General features: G+C 42.0%; 13 protein-coding genes. 4 read left to right on the forward strand and 9 right to left on the reverse strand.

Annotated elements, in window-relative coordinates; all coding sequences use genetic code 11:
- Positions 1–22: 22 nt before the first annotated feature.
- Positions 23–1504, forward strand: a complete 1482-nt coding sequence (accC, locus tag FHS10_RS05670; RefSeq protein ID WP_259088359.1) for an acetyl-CoA carboxylase biotin carboxylase subunit — start codon at positions 23–25, stop codon at positions 1502–1504.
- Here the strand turns inward: accC and FHS10_RS05675 are convergent, their stop codons facing one another.
- The 3 genes from FHS10_RS05675 to FHS10_RS05685 form a co-directional block, all read right to left on the reverse strand.
- The gene (locus FHS10_RS05675; RefSeq protein ID WP_259088360.1) at positions 1505–2149 is read right to left on the reverse strand and encodes an HAD family hydrolase; all 645 of its coding nucleotides are present in this window, start codon (positions 2147–2149) and stop codon (positions 1505–1507) included.
- A gap of 565 nt (positions 2150–2714) precedes the next feature.
- A complete protein-coding gene (locus FHS10_RS05680; protein WP_259088361.1) occupies positions 2715–3410 on the reverse strand; it encodes a hypothetical protein in 696 nt (231 codons plus the stop codon).
- Positions 3400–6900 (reverse strand): RICIN domain-containing protein, encoded by a 3501-nt coding sequence (locus FHS10_RS05685; protein ID WP_259088362.1) that lies wholly within the window; start codon positions 6898–6900, stop codon positions 3400–3402. The genes FHS10_RS05680 and FHS10_RS05685 overlap by 11 nt, the downstream gene beginning before the upstream one ends.
- Before the next feature lie 341 nt (positions 6901–7241).
- Here FHS10_RS05685 and FHS10_RS05690 point away from each other — a divergent pair, with 341 nt between their 5' ends.
- Positions 7242–9077 (forward strand): ABC transporter ATP-binding protein, encoded by a 1836-nt coding sequence (locus FHS10_RS05690; protein WP_259088363.1) that lies wholly within the window; start codon positions 7242–7244, stop codon positions 9075–9077.
- A 247-nt stretch (positions 9078–9324) separates the two neighbouring features.
- Positions 9325–9654, forward strand: coding sequence for a hypothetical protein (locus FHS10_RS05695; RefSeq protein ID WP_259088364.1), 330 nt, complete (start codon positions 9325–9327; stop codon positions 9652–9654).
- Positions 9655–9751: 97 nt separating this feature from the next.
- On the opposite strand, the gene FHS10_RS05700 is transcribed toward FHS10_RS05695, so the two are convergent.
- The 6 genes from FHS10_RS05700 to FHS10_RS05725 form a co-directional block, all read right to left on the reverse strand.
- Positions 9752–9901, reverse strand: coding sequence for a hypothetical protein (locus FHS10_RS05700; protein ID WP_259088365.1), 150 nt, complete (start codon positions 9899–9901; stop codon positions 9752–9754).
- Positions 9902–9980: 79 nt separating this feature from the next.
- Positions 9981–10397, reverse strand: coding sequence for a DUF983 domain-containing protein (locus FHS10_RS05705; RefSeq protein WP_259088366.1), 417 nt, complete (start codon positions 10395–10397; stop codon positions 9981–9983).
- 4 nt (positions 10398–10401) lie between these two features.
- On the reverse strand, positions 10402–11277 hold the full coding sequence (locus tag FHS10_RS05710; protein WP_259088367.1) for an AraC family transcriptional regulator: 876 nt from the start codon (positions 11275–11277) through the stop codon (positions 10402–10404).
- 88 nt (positions 11278–11365) lie between these two features.
- Positions 11366–13129, reverse strand: a complete 1764-nt coding sequence (locus FHS10_RS05715; protein WP_259088368.1) for an ATP-binding protein — start codon at positions 13127–13129, stop codon at positions 11366–11368.
- A 252-nt stretch (positions 13130–13381) separates the two neighbouring features.
- Positions 13382–14332, reverse strand: coding sequence for an aldo/keto reductase (locus FHS10_RS05720; protein ID WP_259088369.1), 951 nt, complete (start codon positions 14330–14332; stop codon positions 13382–13384).
- A 169-nt stretch (positions 14333–14501) separates the two neighbouring features.
- Positions 14502–16646: an FUSC family membrane protein gene (locus tag FHS10_RS05725; RefSeq protein ID WP_259088370.1), complete on the reverse strand. Its 2145-nt coding sequence runs from the start codon at positions 16644–16646 to the stop codon at positions 14502–14504.
- A 299-nt stretch (positions 16647–16945) separates the two neighbouring features.
- Between FHS10_RS05725 and FHS10_RS05730 the strand changes: the two genes are divergently transcribed.
- Positions 16946–19513, forward strand: coding sequence for a phosphoenolpyruvate carboxylase (locus FHS10_RS05730; protein WP_259088371.1), 2568 nt, complete (start codon positions 16946–16948; stop codon positions 19511–19513).
- The last annotated feature ends 64 nt before the right edge of the window (positions 19514–19577 follow it).

The following is a 19577-nucleotide window of genomic DNA, read 5'->3' on the forward strand; positions in this document are numbered from 1 at the left end:
GTAAATCAATTACATTTGTTATATGCAAAAGATACTGATTGCCAATCGTGGTGAAATAGCTTTACGGGTTATGCGTTCGGCGCGTGAAATGGGGATTAAAACTGTAGCCGTTTATTCAGATGCAGATAGGGATGCCTTGCACGTACGCTACGCGGATGAGGCTGTGCATATTGGTGCAGCTCCTTCTAATCAATCCTATCTTGTTAGTGATAAAATTATAGCAGCCTGTATTGAAACCGGGGCACAGGGTATTCATCCCGGGTACGGCTTCCTTAGTGAAAACGCGGCGTTTGCAAAACAGGTACGTGAAGCAGGTTTAATACTGATAGGCCCATCGCCAGAGGCTATGGAAGTGATGGGCAACAAGCTATCGGCAAAAGCCGCGGCGCTAAAATATAACATTCCAATGGTTCCGGGTACCGAGGAGGCAATTATCGATGTTTCTGAGGCCAAAAAGCGTGCCGTTGAGGTAGGGTTTCCTATTTTGATAAAAGCCGCCGCAGGCGGCGGCGGAAAAGGCATGCGTATTGTTGACGGCCCGGGTGATTTTGAAGAGCAAATGCAACTGGCCGTATCAGAAGCTACATCGGCCTTTGGCGATGGATCTGTTTTTATTGAACGGTACGTGTCATCGCCCCGCCATATCGAGATCCAGGTTTTGGGTGATACCCATGGCAATATTGTACACCTGTTTGAACGCGATTGTTCCGTACAGCGCAGGCATCAAAAAGTTATTGAGGAAGCACCATCTAAAGTACTTACCCCTCAAATTCGAAAGCAAATGGGCAGGTGCGCTGTTGATGTGGCACGTTCTGTAAACTATACAGGCGCCGGTACGGTCGAATTTATTATGGATGATAACCTCAATTTTTATTTCCTGGAGATGAATACCCGTCTGCAGGTTGAGCATCCCGTTACCGAATTGATAACCGGTATTGACCTGGTTAAGGAACAGATCAATATTGCGCGGGGTTTACCCATAAGTTTTAAACAGGAAGACCTGGAGATGAGGGGGCATGCTATTGAATTAAGGGTGTATGCAGAGGATCCGGCTAATAATTTCCTACCTGATATAGGCACTTTACAAACTTATATTACACCCAAAGGTGCGGGTGTAAGAGTTGATGACGGTTTTGAACAAGGTATGGAGATCCCCATTTATTACGACCCTATGATAGCCAAGTTGATTACCTATGGTAAAGACCGCACAGAAGCTATTGAACGCATGACAAGGGCTATAGACGAATACCAGATCACCGGCATTGCTACCACCCTTGGTTTTGGTAAATTTGTGATGCAGCACGAGGCTTTTACATCTGGGAATTTCGATACCCATTTTGTAAAAAAGTATTTTACACCAGGGGTATTGCAAACCGGAAACGTTGAAGAGGCAAAGGTTGCTGCCATATTAATGGAGCGCTTACTGGGCGAGCAAAAAATAGCTGCAACCACAGCAATAACATCCCCAAATAGTAACTGGGTAAAAAACAGGAGCAGGGTTTAATTACAGTAATTCGATAAGTTCGCTAAAGCTATCTATGGTAGCAACCATGCCATCAGGTACTACACCGAAGCCATAGCTCGCAAAAATAAAAGGGACATCTGCTTTAGTCGCCGATGTGTAATCGCCCATGGTATCACCTACATAAACAGGTGCTTTAAGCTGATGGTCGTTTACAATATCTTTAATATTATCGGTCTTAGGATTGCCCTTGGTGCCAAAACATTGGTGGCCTAAAAAGTGGGGATGCATATTATTCAAATCCAAAAACACCTCAATATAACCGCTTTGGCAATTGCTTACTATGTATAGTTTGTATTTTGTGCCAAGGTACTTAAGAGTTTCTTCTAACTCCGGATAAAGTTCGCCGCCCCTGGTGTGTAATATCTCCAGTTCGCTGATTCCACATAGCGTTTGTACCTCTTTACGCTGATCGGCATCAAGCGAGGGGAAAAGCTTGTCAAAAATGGAATCATAAGTCATACCGGTAATCGATCTTACACGTTCAACAGTCATTTCTTCATTCAAATAGTCAACTTTTGAAATGGCATTCTGCCAGGCCAGGGCCACGTTTGCGGTGCTATCCCAAAGGGTGCCATCCAGGTCAAAAATTATACTATCGAATTTGTTTTTTAGTGAACTATCCATACTGGCGGCAAAAGTAATAAAAAAGGATGTACCACTATGCTTTATGTGATATTGGTAAATCTTTGGGTTGAAGTAATCCTTCAAAGCTGTTTAAAAACAAAAAGAATCGTCATTACGGGTTTTAAAAAGCGGTGGCCTGTGAAGTAGAAAATGACAAACGCCTTAACAAAAACGTAAAGGATAGGTGCTACAACCTTGTATGGCCACCGTGTACGTACATCTTTTTTAATAATTTAATAAAGAAAAATGTCATTTCGACGAGCAAGCGCGGGGAAAAGTGAGGGGCGAGGAGAAATCCTATACGCCTGACATGGTCGAATGTTCGCTTTTACAGGATTTTTCGCTGCGCTCAAGAGATAGTTTCTCCTTTCCTGCGGTGTACAATCCCGCTCCTGGTTTCGAAACGACAGCCGTTTTTATTTGGAGAGTAGTTTAATAAAATGTGGATACACAGCAGCTTGTATGGAGGCACTTTTAGAAACGCGTATGATGATCGAACCCGTAAACGGGCAAACAGCATTTGCGCTAAAGCGGTCAGAAATTGGCATATCAAGGCTAACAAAATTTAGTTCACTTTAAATTGAAACAGGTCGGAATAAGAAGTATTGCCGTTGGCGTCTTTCGTTACAATTTTCCAATAATATTGAGATCCCGATATCACACTAACATTATTATAGAAACTATCGGTAACGTTGGTTTTTAACACAACTGGTGATGTACTGGTACCGAAGTATACATCATAGCTTATAATATTACCGTCGACAGAACTGCCTTTCCAGCTCAGGTTAACAGTACCAGCCGGAGCCGCGACATTTTGACCAATAGCAGGAGCAACAGCATCTGCCGGGTAAGGAGCATACGATACAGCACCGACACCCGCATTGTAAAATTTCCAGGTATCGCTTTGTGCCGTGGTAGCCGATTTGCTTGATTTGGATACGATATACCACGAATATGGCGTGTTTCTGGATAGAGTTATTTGCAGTTGTGTAGTGCTTGTAGTTTGTGATGTGGTACCCCCAGTCAAAAGGTTCTTGAGGTTTAAGTCATAACTATCGACATTGTTAGAAGCTACCCATGTAAACAAAACAGAGCTTTGAGTAGAAGAAATAATTGTTCCGCTTATACAGGCCTCATTCTGCTTCGGAAGTGTCAAAACTGCTTTACCTGGCGTTAAATCCGGAGCAGGCGTTGGAGAATTCTTTTTTCCGCAGGCCGTCACTATTAAAAACAATACTGCTATTAATAATTTACTTTTCATTTTTTATTATTTTATATAGCGTTTCTGAATTATCTAATGACACCTTAAGGATATACACGCCGCTGCTAAGACTGGATAGATCTAAAGCGATTATGCCCGATTGGTTTGAATATTGCGCAGCATAAAGTACCTGCCCGGTTTTTACGCTACTGATTTGAATAATGGCCTTGTTAATAACATCATTACCAATACTCAGGTTTAACGTACTTTCAAAAGGATTGGGGTAAATCAATACCTTGTTTGAAACGATGATGTCTTTCTGAATAATGCCCTGGCATTCCTTGTCGGTGCTAACTGTCAGATTATTCATTCCTTTTGACAGGGACAGGGTTATCTGATTTTCTGTTGTAGCGTACAACACACCATTTAAATTTACATTGTAGCTGGCACCGCCCTGTAAATTTAAACTTATGCTATTGGTGCTTTTATTTACCGTTGAATAAACCGATAGGTCTTTCGGCTCGGTAACTACCACGTTGTTACATCGTATATAGTCGGGTTGTGCGGCTATTGTTATACAAACACCATAATTTCCTGCCGATAAATTTTGTACCTGCAAGGAATCAGTAAATTGATAGGACGTGGTTACACTATTATTTACTGTAATAGCGGCGGTATAATTTAAAGATTTGGCCGCTTTGATATTTATCGATCCATTATTTTTCCCTTTACAGCTTGCGCTTGTTACTGATATGCTAAAGTTTGTTACTGGTAGCGATACAAATAATGTTTGGTTAACAGGGCTTGCCGCGGTATAGATTTTGTTGCCCGCCTGCGATGCGGTAATTACACTTGTTCCCGGGCCAACTACATGTATTTTCCCATTAACTATAGTTGCAACAGTGCTGTCGCCGCTGGTATAAGTTACCGGTAAACCCGAACTTGCGGTCGCGCCGGCATCAAAATCCGCGTCGCCCTCCTTTTTTCTGGAAATGGCGTTAAACGTAATGATTTGAAGCCCTCCTGTCAACTGAGTAATTTCGTTGGGAGGCAAGGCATAGTTGTACACTCTGAAATCGTTGATAGTACCATTGAACAATGGATCAGCATATTGACTGCGACCAATGTAGTTCAATATTGGTTTAAAATCCAATGGACGTGTGGTGATTGCGGTAGAGGCAGCCACCTGTACGCCATTGACATATATAATTACGCCAGTCGAATCTAAGGTTACAGCCACATGAGACCATACGCCCGAAGGCAACGCCGGTGCTTCTAAACCTTGTTCTGTCCCGCTATTCTTAATGGCAAAGCGCAACCCCGCCCCTGAATTTGGTGTTAAAAACATATATTGATCCTGGTCGTTCCCAAAATCGAAAATGCGTTGCCCGGCAGAACCTCCGTTCCAATACACCCACGCGGCAATGGTGATCTTTTGCTGATTTGCCAATGTTGCAGGTAGTTGTACGAAGGCATTTGTGCCGTTAAGCGCGATAGCCTGTTTACTAACCTTGCCCGAAACGAATGAAACCCCTCCATACGGTGCCCCATGGTTCAGGTTAATCGTGCTATCAATGGTATTTCCATCAAATGAGAGTTGAGTTACAAGGCTTTTAGCGCCGGTTGTAGTAGCCGAAACTTCGTTTGAATAAGCAGAACTATTCAAAGATTTATCCACCGCTTTGATTTTATAAAAATACGTACCTGTTATGGTGGTGGTATTATCCACAAAAGAGGTTGAAGTTATGTTGCGTGCAATGGTAGTATAAGTACCTCCTGCGGTTCCTGAACGATAAATATTATATCCTGCAACGTCTTTGTCAGGGCTGGCAGTCCAGTTCAACAATACAGATTCGGCGTTTGTCTTGGCAACAAAATTAGTTGGGGTAGCGGGCGCAATAAATTCTACCGCTGCACCAACAGGTAAAAAACGCCATTGTTGGTCGGTAGATGCTGTTTTGTCCCACTGACAGATGTTTGCCCCATCGGCGGTGCTACCGCCAGATACATCGATACATTTTGCACTCTGACGACTACGGATATAGAACCAGCCATCCTGGGCATATTCCAGATACCATTGCTGGGCAGCATTTTTATTATCATCCCATGCGTCAATGGTAGCACCATTGTCCAGTGAAAAGTTCAAAAGGTCTGCCGCTTTACTACTGTTTACATTAATAAGTGAAAAGTAACTGAAGTCGCCGCCTATCCTTGAATCTACCGGGGTTACATCCCATTGTTGATAAGCTGCCCCCGTGCTGGTTGCCTGCACCAGATTGGTACCTGCTACCGTGCCACCTCCTGCAACTTGCAGCACTTTACCGCTATTGCGGTTCACCAACACATAACGCCCGTTGATAACAGGTTGAATATCCTCGCCCCAGGTTACATTTACCACTCTTTCGGCATTGGTTTGTCCATTTTGGTAACTGCCGGGAGCGCCCCCTGGCATTACCATGGTGTATTCACGTTGCGGGCCAATGCCATTGTAGTACACATCTTTATCTTTAGAAACAAAACGATAAGTGGTTGTGACCCCTTGCCGTTCGGACATGCCCGCAAAGGCCTGTACCTTGCCATCAAGCCCCCGGTAAACCGATGCCGCCGTCCAGTTTGGGCGGTGTTCGGCATATCCCAGCCGCACGCCATCGCTGGCTTTTACAAACTCTCCCCGGGCATACTCTGCGGTGCCCCACCAAATACCGGCTTGCATACCATATTCAACACCAACCATCGCTTCCATTACATTGTGCAATTCATCATTAGTTGCATAATTATTGTTAGCTCTCACGGTTTGTTGAAAAGTGGCATAGTTATCAAAACTACCGGCAAGCTGGTGGGTATTTCCTTCATCTAATTTATCTTTTAAAGGGAGGTACCAAATTAAGGCCTGGTCGTCATTAAGCGTGTTGCCCCCGCTGATACGAATGTTGGTAAAGCGGGAATTACTTTTCAACAAGCCGGCAATATTATAAAAATCGTTAACTGTACCTTGTTGGCTTAATGGATTATCCGGCTCATTAAATGGCGAAACGGTTACTACGGTGCGTCCGGCATCCTGGTGCCGTTTGGTAGTTACATCTATCAGTTTTGCCCAATTAGCGGCATTGCCCATAAACGATGCATCAACGCTGGGGTTGTCGTCATTTAACACCACTTTGGTATTTGTGCCCAGCCAGGTATTAATTATATTTATTCGTTGATTAAGCGTGGCCAGTTCGGCGGGTGCAAGGTCGCCATTTACCAATGCGGAAGTTGGCGTGAACGATGATCGCACCAAACCCACCCGGTCAGCACCCATAAAGGCTACTCCCCGTCTAACATTTACTTCACTGAGCCATGCCAAATCTAATCCAAACGTAATTGGTTTGGAAACCCCTGCATCCGTAACTCTAAATGGCACTGTCCTATCCGGAATAGGCTGGGCAACAAAGTAGTTACTTGCACTTGTGGTTTGTGCAGAAACGTACGGCGAAGCCATTATGCCCAAAGCTAACAGTCCTGATTTGCACAGGCTATCCAGCTTAAAAATAGCAGTTTTGATTTTCACAATATTTTTTGATTTAATTGGTTATCAGGGAATAAAACAGGAACACAGGTTAACCTCAGCGATGGTTTCTAAGTTCTGAGTATCCGTTTTATTATATGATTGCCTATAAGACCAGATTATGAATAAAAGGGTGAATAGCCTTGTGGTTTTTATACCGTTGTGGGAAAGTTATATCTGCTTTCGTACAAGGGTATTTATCTAACAAAATCACAACGTGACACTTAGAAACTCTTTTGAAATCACCCAATAATGTAAAATAACCCCCGTGTTATTGCTATTGTAAACTAATGGCCTGCTATTTATTTAGTTTTGCGTTAGTTGTTCACTAATGTGTTTAAATATTGGATACCAGCCGCCCACCAAAAAATACAATCAACCAGGTTACCTTAAAGGAACGATTTGAAGCCCTTAAAAATTTGCCGGCTTTTTTTAAACTGGTATGGCAAACTAACCACTGGATGACGGCGGTTAACGCGTTGCTGCGAATTGCGCGCTCTGCTATGCCCCTTGGGTTATTGTATGTGGGCAAGCTGATCATCGATAGGGTGGTTTTGATAAGCCACGCACCTGTTAAGGATTTAACCCTGCTTTGGGAACTGGTTGGACTGGAGTTTGCGCTGGCAATACTTACTGATGCTTTGAGCCGTGCTATTACGCTGATGGATAGCTTGCTTGGCGATTTGTTTAGTAACCACACCTCGGTAAAGATTATGGCACACGCTGCAACGCTGGATCTTGACCAATTTGAAGATTCGGTGTTTTATGATAAACTGGAGCGGGCGCGCCAGCAAACCATAGGTCGCACTATATTGCTGTCGCAGGTGATGAGCCAGGTACAGGATTTGATCACCATGGGTTTTTTAGCTGTTGGTTTGATGGCTTTTAACCCCTGGTTGATAATTTTACTTCTGATAGCTATTATTCCGGCTTTTTTAGGCGAATCGTACTTTAATGATCGTAGTTACGCTCTCACCCGTGGGCAAACACCAGAGCGACGGGAACTTGATTATATCCGCTACCTGGGGGCCAGTGATGAAACGGCTAAAGAGGTAAAGATCTTCGATCTTTCGGGGTTTATTATTAGTCGTTTTAAAGAACTTTCAGATAAGTTTTATGGCGATAATAAACGCCTGGCAATCAAACGATCATTGTGGGGTACATTTTTTGCCATGTTGGGCAGTTTAGGATATTACGGAGCTTATGTAGTGATCATTTACAGAGCGGTAAACGGTAGTGTTACTATTGGCGAACTGGCCTTTCTTGCCGGTTCATTCCGCCAGTTGCGGGCTTTGTTAGAAGGTATTTTAACCCGTTTTACGGCTGTATCACAAGGTGCTATATACCTGCGGGACTTTTTTGAGTTTTTTGAGATCGAACCTAAAATAAAAATGGCGGCAAATGCGCTGTCCTTCCCTAAAGTAATACAACATGGCTTTACCTTTGAAGATGTTGGTTTTAAATACATTAATTCCGAAAGATGGGCTAACCGGCATTTGAATTTTACCCTTTATCCGGGTGAAAAGCTGGCGTTGGCGGGGGAGAACGGTGCAGGCAAAACCACGCTTGTTAAATTACTATCGCGTTTATACGATCCAACTGAAGGGCGAATCCTGCTGGATGGGATAGATCTGCGTGAGTATGATCTTGCCGATCTGAGAATGAACGTTGGCATAATTTTTCAGGATTATTTGCGGTACCAAATGAGTTTTGCTCAAAATATCGCCGTAGGCAAAATAAGCGAGGCCGATAACCGGCCACTAATTGAAAACTCTGCGCGCCAAAGCCTTGCTGATGTATTGGCGGCCAAATTACCCGGGGCTTACGATCAGCAATTAGGAAAGCGATTTGCCGATGGAGTTGAATTATCGGGGGGAGAATGGCAAAAAGTAGCGCTGGCCCGTGCCTATATGCGTGATGCGCAACTTTTAATATTAGACGAACCAACGTCGGCACTTGACGCCCGGGCCGAATTTAATGTTTTTGAACGCTTTGCCGAATTAACCAAAGGCCGGTCGGCTGTACTGATTTCGCATCGTTTTAGTACAGTACGTATGGCTGATAGGATATTGGTTTTAGAAAAAGGCGAGTTAATAGAAATTGGCAGCCACGAAGAACTACTACAAAAAGGTGGCCGCTATGCCGAGCTTTTTGATTTGCAGGCAGCCGGGTATAGGTAGTTAACAGTTTTTAGATAGCAGTTGGCAGGAGAACTCCGGTCAGATTGAATTGAATTTTAGTTACCTTAAATTTAATTATCCTTCATTTTAGCAAAAATAATTTCAATTAAATCCTAACTTTCTTGAAAATCGCGTAAAAATACGCATGATTTTAGGTGAAATCCCCGTATGTTTTTTAAAGATCAACATGTATCTTTGATATAACATTTACTTAATACCTAAGTCCACACTTAATACCCCTATCGCTATGAAACTTTTTTACCATTTTTTATTCTTTGTGTGTGCCTCACTCATATTGGTGGCCTGCGCCAATATGTTCGCATCAGATCCGCAAAGTCAACCACAAACAGATGAATTTACATCGCCGGAAACAGACAGCAAAAGCACGGCTGACGATACTACTGTAGCGGTTAGTCAAACCAATCCGTTCATGCTAACCAGTTTAAAAGAAATTGCTGCTTTACAACCTGTTGTAGGGTTTGAATTTGAGAAAACCGGTATTTATAAAACCGGAGGTTATTTGCACCAGTTTCAAATGGCTGTGAACCAATTACAATTGCCCAAAAAGTTCAAATAAGTCAGTTAATAGTTAGTTTAATTTAGTTAGGGAACAGTTGCAAGCAGCCATTACAGCAATGTAAGGGCTGCCTTGTTTTTTATAACTGGTTAAATGCCTAATATTTAAAATGCCCGAAAGCAAAAAATACAGTTAAAAGGGGGATGGCTAATAAAAAGTATGCTTTTGCTAATTGTACGTTATCGGCGTTACCAAGTACAAATACCTTGTACATATCGGTTTTTATAGTGTTTATTTTCGCTTTCATGACTCAAAAAAAATTAAGTTCCGGTAAATGTGAACTGTTGTAATTTTGACAGAAAGCCGGGTACTTGGTTTAACCGCTTTTATAAATTATCCTTGCTCATTTCGGGATGGTAATGCAAGCCTGGGGTAAGCCAATGCAGCAACACCACTCTTGAATACCTGAAATTAAACGGAGATAACACTACCGCTACCGCCAAAATGATACCGCAATACACCCATGGGTTATTACTGCCCGTCAAAACGTGAATGGCAACAGCAAGGGTAACCATTTCTGCTACGTTTAACGCGTAGCTTACAAACATAGCTACATAAAAATAACCAGGTTCGCGCTCATAGGTTAAGCCACAATGTGAACAGGTTTTGTGCATCTCCTGTCCCTTAAAACCATACATGCCGTTGATGAACAAATCGCCACGACGACAGCGGGGGCATTTGGCGTGCACTATAGCGGGCCATGCTGCCAGTTTGTATTCTTTATTTTCCATTATCGTATCCATAATTTTAATGTTTTAAAGCTTGTTTTCGAAATTCCTCGGGGTTAATGCCTTCTGCTTTTTTGAAAAATTTGGTAAAGTAGGAGTTATCGCTAAAATTGAGTTTAAGAGCTATCTCGCTAATGCTAAGCCCGGGGTTTACCAGCATCCGTTTAGCTTCAAGCAAAGTACGGTTGCGAATCAACTCTCCAGCCGATAGACCAACCAAATCTTTACAAACCGCGTTGAGGTGGTTTGGGGTAATGTATAATAGTTCGGCATAATCTTTTGGCAATTTGATATCGGCATAATGCTGCTCTATTAGATTTTGGTAATTTTTTAACAATGTTTGGTTATAGGTAGGCTTGATACTAACATCGGGATTGGCATTTAACCGGTTAATGTGGATAAATAGCTGCAGCATGAGCAGGCGCACCATATCACTGCCGGCAACAGCAGGTTTTACAACTTCAATTAATATGTTTTCCAGTATCGATCTGACTATTTCAAAACTTTCTTTTGGAAGATCGATCACTGCATCCTGCAAACTGCCACTGAAGAATGAAAAATTATGTAAATATCCCGGCTGTAATATAAAGGATTGGATAAAAGCCTCAGAAAAGTTAATGATATAACCATCTGTAAATCCCTTAAAATGCCAGGAATGTACCTGCCCGGGTATCATAAAATAGATTTGCCCCGGTTTTACAGTAAAGCTTTCAAAATCTATAGTATGACTGCCACTGCCTTCGGTAAATAATACCAAATGATAAAAAGAGTGTTTGTGCGGAAAAAAAAGCTTTTTGTGTGAATCGAGGTAGGGTGCAAACCGGCTCACTAACAGGTCATCCTGCCTGATATCAGACAGAGAGCAAATATCATAAACCGGAATGTTTTGTATCATGTACCAAAATTACATACTATACCATTTGTTTAATGGTATTATTACTATAATGAATGGTACTATTTACTGATTATGCAAATGGGTATTATTAAAGTTTTGCCCATTTCTGAATTACGTTTTCCAGGCGTTCAAATGTAAAAGGCTTGCTTACAAAATCTTTCATGCCGGCCATGGCACATTCATTTTCATCTTCGCTTAAAACGTTGGCGGTCATGGCAATAATGGGAGGTGCGCTTTTGCCATATTTCCTGATAATGTTACGGGTAGCTTGCAGGCCATCCATTTCGGGCATTTGGATGTCCATAAAAACAAGGTCGTACTGCTGCTTATCAAGCATGTTGATGGCATCCAGCCCATTTTCGGCAATATCAATATTATAGCCTACTTTTTTAAATATCTTGCAGGCTATCAATTGGTTCATTTTGTTGTCCTCGGCTAAAAGGATTTTTAAAGGACGATATTTAAAGGTTTCTTTGTTATCCGGCGCGAGTTGCGGAGTGCTTTCAAGATCAGTTACCTGTAATGGCAGCGTGAAAATGAACAACGATCCCTGGGCTTCCTTGCTAATGGCCCAAATCTTGCCATTCATCAGCTCCACCAGTTTTTTACAAATAGATAAACCAAGCCCGGTGCCGCCATATTTGCGCAGCGCCGTTGTGTTTACCTGCGTAAACGGTTTAAACAATTGCGTTAATGATTCCTGACTAATACCAATGCCATCGTCTTTTACATGAAAGCTTATATTTTGGATGCCATCTTTTATTTCAGATCCCTTTACGGTTACCGTTACATTACCCTCATCAGTAAACTTTATGGCATTGCCTACCAGGTTTACTAAAATTTGCTGCACCCGGCCTTCATCTACCTTAACAAACTCCGCTACATTGTTGTCAATATTATAACTCAGAATGATAGGCTTATGCTGGCTGGTGATGCCGGGCATGCTGATATCAATGATGGTTTTAACGCAATGCCTGATGTTGGTAGTAACCGGGGTTATTGTCAGCTTATCGGCCTCTATTTTTGAAATATCCAGGATATCGCTAATGATATTAATGAGGATGTGCCCACTTGATTGCAATGTTTGTAGCAGTTCGCTTTGCTCGTGGGTAAGAGGAGAGCGTGATAGCAATTGTGATGCACCGATGATACCATTGAGCGGGGTACGGATTTCATGGCTCATATTGGCCAAAAAGTTCGATTTGGCAAATGCTGCCGCCTCGGCCTCCTCTTTTGAGGCGCGCAATTCAACCTGCGATTGCTGTAATTCTTCACTTTTTTCTATCAGGCTTCGTTTATCTGCTTCATGGCTTTTTTTGATAAAGCCTATCAATAAACCAACCAATATAATGTTGATAATGGCCGATGAAATAAGGTCCTGCTCATTGGCCGATTTTTCTGCCGCGCCCTTGATCCAACCTGGATGTGCTTTTTCTAAATAATAACAAGTGAGGAAAGCGCCTGTTAGCAAACTGATGAAAATATAGTGATAACGCTGCTTTACTAATAAAGAGATCAATACAATCAGGAAGATACCTATCTGGGTAGTTGAGCCATGAAGACCGCCGTTGAAGAACCAGCCGGGGAAAATGGCCGCGATGCCCATGCCGATGTATACATAAACCACAGTTTCTTTATAACCCCTGAACCTGCTTTGGTAATAAGCAAAGGTTGAAAATGAGAGAATAAATACATTAGCCAATAATAAGCCAATTGGGAAGCCCAGGGAAATATTAATTGCCAGGGAAATAATACTGTTTAATGCAATGAATAATGAAACAGCATTAAAGAGTTTATTCTCAAGCGATAAAGCTGGATCGCCATAACCAATAATTCGTTTTAGCTTTTCCATTTAAAATAAAAAGTTAATTATACAGATAGCCTTTACGTATTAATGGACAAAAAGGATATGGTAATTAAGGAAAAATTTTGATTAAAAAACGATTTATCTGTTCAAACAGATAAATAACCAGGGTTAATTGTTTAATAATTAAACTTTGTGTTCTTGCTAATTATTAAGCAATTAATTAGGATGGCAGGAGCGGGGCCGGGTGGTGAAGAAATTAAAACAGCATGCTTTTGAGCGTGCTGTTTTAACAATTAATTAATAAGCGCTGGCTACAGTTAGCTTATCAATGACCTCGTTACTTAATTGCAAAGAAGCAGCTTGTGCAAGTTCGTGGAGTTGGCTTACACTTGTCGCGCTTACAATTGGCGCTGTTACGGTTGGCCTTGCAATTAACCATGCTAAGGCAACCGCGGCTGGCTTAGTATTGTATTGTGCCGCTACCTCATCAAGGGCCTGTAAAATGCGCATGCCCCTGTCGGTAAGATATTTTTTAACCATAGCGCCACGGTTACTACCTTCCAGATCAGCTTCTGAACGGTATTTGCCGCTTAAAAAGCCACTTGCCAATGAAAAATAGCTGATAACACCCAGCTTTTGTTCTTTAATGAATGGCTCAATAGTGGTTTCGTATTTTTCCCTGTCAAACAGGTTATATTCGGGTTGCAGGGTTTGGTAGCTTGTCAGGCCTTTTTCTCGACTAACCTTTAAAGATTCATGTAGTCGCTCAATGGAAAAATTTGAAGCGCCAATCGCCCTTACCTTACCATCTTTTATCAACTGGTCAAACGCTTGCAGTGTTTCCTCAACAGGTGTTTGGGGATCGTCGAAGTGGGATTGGTACAGATCAATATAATCGGTCTGTAATCGTTTTAATGAGTCTTCTACGGCTTTAATAATGTAGTCTTTTTTAAGCCCCTTTTTATCGGCGGCTAACTCGGCGCCAACTTTGGTAGCAATAATCACTTTATCGCGCTTGCCGCTTTGCTTAAGCCATTTGCCAATTTCCGTTTCCGATTCGCCGCCCTGGTTACCGGGCACCCATTTTGAGTACACATCGGCGGTATCAACAGTATTAAAACCCGCATCTAAAAAAGCATCTAAAAGTAATGCCGTATCGTTGCCTTTAACTGTCCATCCAAACACATTGCCGCCAAAAACCAGTGGTGCTGTTTTTATGCCCGATGAACCTAATTCACGCTGTTCCATAGTATCAATTATTAAAATTACATGTAAATAAAAGCTTCGGATAGGAAGATTTGTTTGTCAGTACATTGAAATATTGATGTTACATTTTAAGTGACGCATATTTGCGTCTTCCGCTATACCGGCCAGCGGCAAAAATAATCTGCACATCTGAAATCTAACACCTGCACATTTATTTCAATACGTTTTCTGTTACCCTTGCAATGTCATAGCTTATTTTATTAATAAAGCCCAATTGTTCTTTTAATAAAGATTCATCGGCAGTAAGCTCCGGCTTCTCGGCTTCGCTGGCAGGATTAGTTTTGCCAATATGGAACTCAATAGCTGTCCCGTGTAGTTTTTTATTGACCTCGTTAAGTACCGCTATATTCTTTTTGATAAGCCTCAGCGCCTCGGGATGAGGGCGTTGCGTGTTTTTTATCAAACCGGACGCCACTGTGCTGATATATGACGACAAAATATGATTGAGCACCACAAACTTATGCACTTCTTTAATATTGCGCTGCTTGCTTTTGGGTTCTGATGTCATTCGTTCAAACGTGGCCGATAAGTTGGCCGATTTTACGTAAACCTCTTTGCGAGCCAGCTTGTAAACGGTAGTATCTATAATTTTACCCGATATGCTGTCGGCAATGGTTACCAGGTAATTGATGTTGGCTTTTACAACCTCGCGTAATGTTTCCTCAATCATTTCAAACTCCCAGGTTGGGAAAATAAGATAGCTGGCAATAAACGCAATGGACGAACCTATGGTAGTATCAATGATCCTTTCCTGGGCCACATTTAAAAGCCCTACACCTAAAAACTTAAACAGGATAAGCACATAAGGTGTCATGAAAATTACGCTTACCACGTAGTTTAAACGCTGAAAACTGTAAGCGCCCAGCATAAAAATCATCAGGAAAATGAACTGTGCCGTTGTATCTGGTATCAGGCTCAATATCAATATACCTATGGCGCCGCCGCCAATAGTGCCTATCAGTCTTTGGTAATTACGCTGTTTTGACAGGCTGAAACCGGGTTTTAATATCACAATGATAGTTAGCAGCACCCAATAGCTATGACCGCCCTGCGCAACTGTTTTAGCCGTAATAAAGCCGATCAAACAAACCACTGCCACGCGTAAAGCGTGTTTAAATGCGCCCGAGCTAAGGGTAAGGTTGTCAAAAAATATATGAGGTGTATAATCCTGGTGGGTTACAAATTGCGAGTACTCCACTTCGCCTTTAATTTCTGTTGATTTGAGGGATGTTTTTGAATTATAATAGCTGTAAATATTGTTGATGCCCTCGGTTAAGTTGCGCAGGTTAATCAGCACCTTTTTTAATACCAGCGTGCTGTTTTCCTGCTGATCCTTGGCAATAGAGTCTATCTTAAGTTTTAATTTTTCAAGCTCGATACTAAAATCCATTACATGCCTGTGGCGGGTATTTGATAAAACGATGTAGGCAATATCATCTAATTCATCGGCCATGTTATGGATAATGCGCGCAATCTCGTTTAGTACACCGGTATCTTTAAACTTATCCCGTATTTGCTGGTAATCATAATGTGTGGCCATGATTTGCTCAAACATATCAACCAGGTCAACAAATGTTAATACCAATATCCGGCTTGCCGGAGTTGATTCCCTTACCATTATACGGCTTTTAAAAAGCATTTCGCGCACAGCATCCTGGTGCTGACTTACCTGGATCTGTTGCGATACCAGTTTGCGGTAGTTTTCGTCGATATCGCTGTCGGGGTTATAAAATTCGGCCTTAATACGTAAAAACTTGGCTATGTCTGCCACATTTTCGCCCAGGGTTTGCTGGGCTGCTCGATAGGGGCGGATGCCAAAGAAAACCAGGCTAAAAATCATGTACCATACGCCACCTGCTAAGATAGTTGCACTGTAAGCTATAACCCCCGAAGCGGGGAGTGCTTTATCCATCATGAATATCATAATGAGCAGACTTGATGTGCCAACCGACGCGGCACGGTTGCCATAAACAATAAACATGCTGAACAGGAAGGAGAGCAAGGTGATCTCTAACCCCAGGGTGTACACATTAAGCCGTGCAAAACCGGTGGTAACGGCCACTATAAACAGGCAAAGGTTACCAATACCCATTGAATTACGTTTATGCAATACCGGGCCAGGGTTATCAATAACACAAATACAAAGCGCGCCTAATGAAAGGGTAAGGCCCAAGTTAAACATGCCAAATTCCATCAGCAAAAGCGATGGTAACAGGATCCCCGCAGAAATGCGCAAACCATCAGAAAAATACTGACTATAAAAAAAGCTGCTGATTTCCCGGGTGTTTAATTTCATTAATTTTTGGCTGTTTTTTAACCAGGATAAAGCTATGATGTTTACCATAACCCTTGCAAATTTTTGATGCTGATAAACCGCATTTCATTTAACGCCTTTTTTACGGCTAAAAAGGTCTGTAAATTTACAAAAATTAAATCTTTGGTCATTATTTTAATAAATATGGCATTAATACCATATAATCATTATAAATTATTTACTTTTTGCTGAAATTAAATTTTAGATAATTAAATTCACCCCCGGTATTGCTGGCTGACCAATACCCATCAATTTTAACCTTTCAAATTATTCGTAGTACTATGTCTTTAAATTTAAAACTCAGTCAAAGAGAAACAACTTTTAATAGCGAAGTTGTAACCCGTTTTGAGTTGTATAATAGTTTGTTTCAAACCCTGCCTTTTTACCAGGTAAAGGATACGGGAATTTTGCTGCCCTTTTTTACTTCGCATTGCGAAAAAGGGGCCGCTATGAATGCTTCCCCAACAGACATTATTGAGAGTTTTTTCAGGAAGTACGTACCGGATATTGAGCATCGCGAACAGATTAACCGCATGTTCCGTTTTATTCAGTACATAGAGCGCCAGGTGGTTTTGTTTGATGCCATTGAAGATTCATCATTTAACAAAATTGGCAAGTTTGATGATACAGGTACCCTGCAAAGCTTATTGCAGCAGGCAGCTATGAGCGATGAGACCCGTAAAAACATCAGCGAAAAGCTAAAGGATTTTTCCTTACGCCTGGTGCTTACTGCACACCCAACCCAGTTTTACCCCGGCACCGTTTTGGGTATCATGACCGATCTTATAGAGGCTGTAAAGGTTAACGACATTCCCACTATCGACGTTTTGTTACAGCAATTGGGTAAAACACCATTCTTTAACAAAACATCGCCAACGCCGGTTGATGAGGCTATAAGCCTTACCTGGTTTTTGGAAAATATATTTTACTATGCTGCATCGGGTATTCAATCAAAATTAGAAGAGGAGTTTGAAATTGATGCCAGTAACCAGTTGTTGGAAATGGGTTTTTGGCCAGGCGGCGACAGGGACGGCAACCCTAACGTAACTACCGAAACCACCAAAGCCGTAGCCAGTTACCTAAGACAGCGCTTATTTAGATGTTACTACCGCGATTACCGCGTGCTTAAACGCCGGATTACTTTTCGTGGTGTTGAAAAACCAATGGCACAGCTTGAAAAACTGATTTACAAGAATGCCAACGTAAAGCTTGATCCGCAGGATTTGCAGCCAGAGTTGCTAAGCCTGTTACAAACCATTAAACAAACGCTCATAACTGAACATGACAGCTTGTTTGTTACTATTGTAGAAAACCTGATCCAGAAGGTTCGCCTGTTTGGTTGCTACTTTGCTACGCTTGATTTAAGGCAGGATAGCCGCGTTTTACGTAATGTTTTTGATTTTGTAACCAAACAAACAGAAACGGGAATTGTGGAAGGTTACAATGATTTGGATGAGGACGGCAAATTAGCTAAGCTTACTTTTAAGGAAGTAGATTATCAATGCCCCGAAGATGCGGATAACCTTACTAAGGATACGCTTAACACCATCAGGCTGATGAAAGAGATTCAGCATAATAATGGCGAAAAGGCCTGCCAGCGCTTTATTATTAGTAACTGCCAGCGTGCCTCTGATATCCTGCAGCTTATCGACCTGTTTTTATGGAGTGGTTGGCAAAAAGATAGCCTGACGGTTGATTTTATGCCACTTTTTGAAACCGTGAATGACCTGGCCAGTGCCGGAGAAATCATGGAGCAGTTGTATACACATCCTTACTACGCCGAACATTTAAAACTGCGGGGCAACAGGCAAACTATTATGCTTGGCTTCTCTGATGGTACTAAAGATGGCGGCTACCTGATGGCCAACTGGAGTATTTATAAGGCAAAAATTGAAATGACGGCTATTGCCCGTAAATATGGCATCAGCCTGGCATTTTTTGACGGCAGGGGAGGCCCACCGGCACGGGGCGGCGGTAAAACTCACCGTTTTTATGCTTCAATGGGTAACGAGATTGCTAATGAGCACATTCAATTAACTATACAGGGGCAAACTGTTAGCTCGCAATATGGTTCGGTTGAAACGGCCAGATTTAACATGGAGCAACTGATTAACGCCGGTATCATTTCTGGTTTGCATCCAAACCGTAATGATCTGTTGGATAGCGGGCATAAAGCTTTGATATCAAATATGGCTGATGAAAGCTATGCCCTGTTTATGGCATTAAGGGCGCACCCCTTGTTTATGGAGTACCTGGAAAAATTTAGTCCGCTTAAATTACTATCAAAGATCAATATCAGCAGCAGGCCAACCAAGCGTAACGCTGCATCTTTAAAATTAGAAGATCTGCGTGCTATCAGCTTTGTAACCTCATGGAGCCAGCTTAAACAAAGCATCCCAGGTTTTTACGGGGTTGGTACTGCATTAAGAAAGGTAAAAAGTGAAGGACATTGGGAGCAAGTGCAGGAGCTTTATCAAACATCAGGTTTCTTTAAAACCATGTTGGATAACTGTATGATGTCAATGTCAAAATCGGATTTCAGGGTTACCGCTTATTTGGAAAACGACGAGAAATTTGGCGCCTTCTGGAAAATGTTGAAAGATGAGTTTGATTTAACCCGCGCCATGTTACTTGAGCTTACAGGTAGCACTGTGCTGATGGAAGAATATCCTGTAGAGCGTAAGTCAATCGCCATTCGCGAGAAGATTGTATTGCCGCTGGTGATCATTCAGCATTACGCTCTGCAATGCCTTAATAATGAAGATGACGCTGAGTTAACTGAAGTTTACAAAAAACTGGTAGTAAGAACTGTGTACGGTATTGTGAATGCGGGGAGGAATCTGGCGTAGGGAGCCAGACCCCGAGCCCCTCTAAATCTCCCCTAAAGGGGAGACTTTTAAAAATTAAATGATA

The organism is Mucilaginibacter dorajii, from assembly GCF_024808255.1.
GTDB lineage: Bacteria > Bacteroidota > Bacteroidia > Sphingobacteriales > Sphingobacteriaceae > Mucilaginibacter > Mucilaginibacter dorajii.

Bases quoted from the DNA above. Each gene is read 5' to 3' on its own strand.
- accC (WP_259088359.1), top strand. From the start codon at position 23: ATGCAAAAGATACTGATTGCCAATCGTGGTGAAATAGCTTTACGGGTT.
- FHS10_RS05675 (WP_259088360.1), bottom strand. From the start codon at position 2,149: ATGGATAGTTCACTAAAAAACAAATTCGATAGTATAATTTTTGACCTG.
- FHS10_RS05680 (WP_259088361.1), bottom strand. From the start codon at position 3,410: ATGAAAAGTAAATTATTAATAGCAGTATTGTTTTTAATAGTGACGGCC.
- FHS10_RS05695 (WP_259088364.1), top strand. From the start codon at position 9,325: ATGAAACTTTTTTACCATTTTTTATTCTTTGTGTGTGCCTCACTCATA.
- FHS10_RS05700 (WP_259088365.1), bottom strand. From the start codon at position 9,901: ATGAAAGCGAAAATAAACACTATAAAAACCGATATGTACAAGGTATTT.
- FHS10_RS05705 (WP_259088366.1), bottom strand. From the start codon at position 10,397: ATGGATACGATAATGGAAAATAAAGAATACAAACTGGCAGCATGGCCC.
- FHS10_RS05710 (WP_259088367.1), bottom strand. From the start codon at position 11,277: ATGATACAAAACATTCCGGTTTATGATATTTGCTCTCTGTCTGATATC.
- FHS10_RS05715 (WP_259088368.1), bottom strand. From the start codon at position 13,129: ATGGAAAAGCTAAAACGAATTATTGGTTATGGCGATCCAGCTTTATCG.
- FHS10_RS05720 (WP_259088369.1), bottom strand. From the start codon at position 14,332: ATGGAACAGCGTGAATTAGGTTCATCGGGCATAAAAACAGCACCACTG.
- FHS10_RS05725 (WP_259088370.1), bottom strand. From the start codon at position 16,646: ATGAAATTAAACACCCGGGAAATCAGCAGCTTTTTTTATAGTCAGTAT.
- FHS10_RS05730 (WP_259088371.1), top strand. From the start codon at position 16,946: ATGTCTTTAAATTTAAAACTCAGTCAAAGAGAAACAACTTTTAATAGC.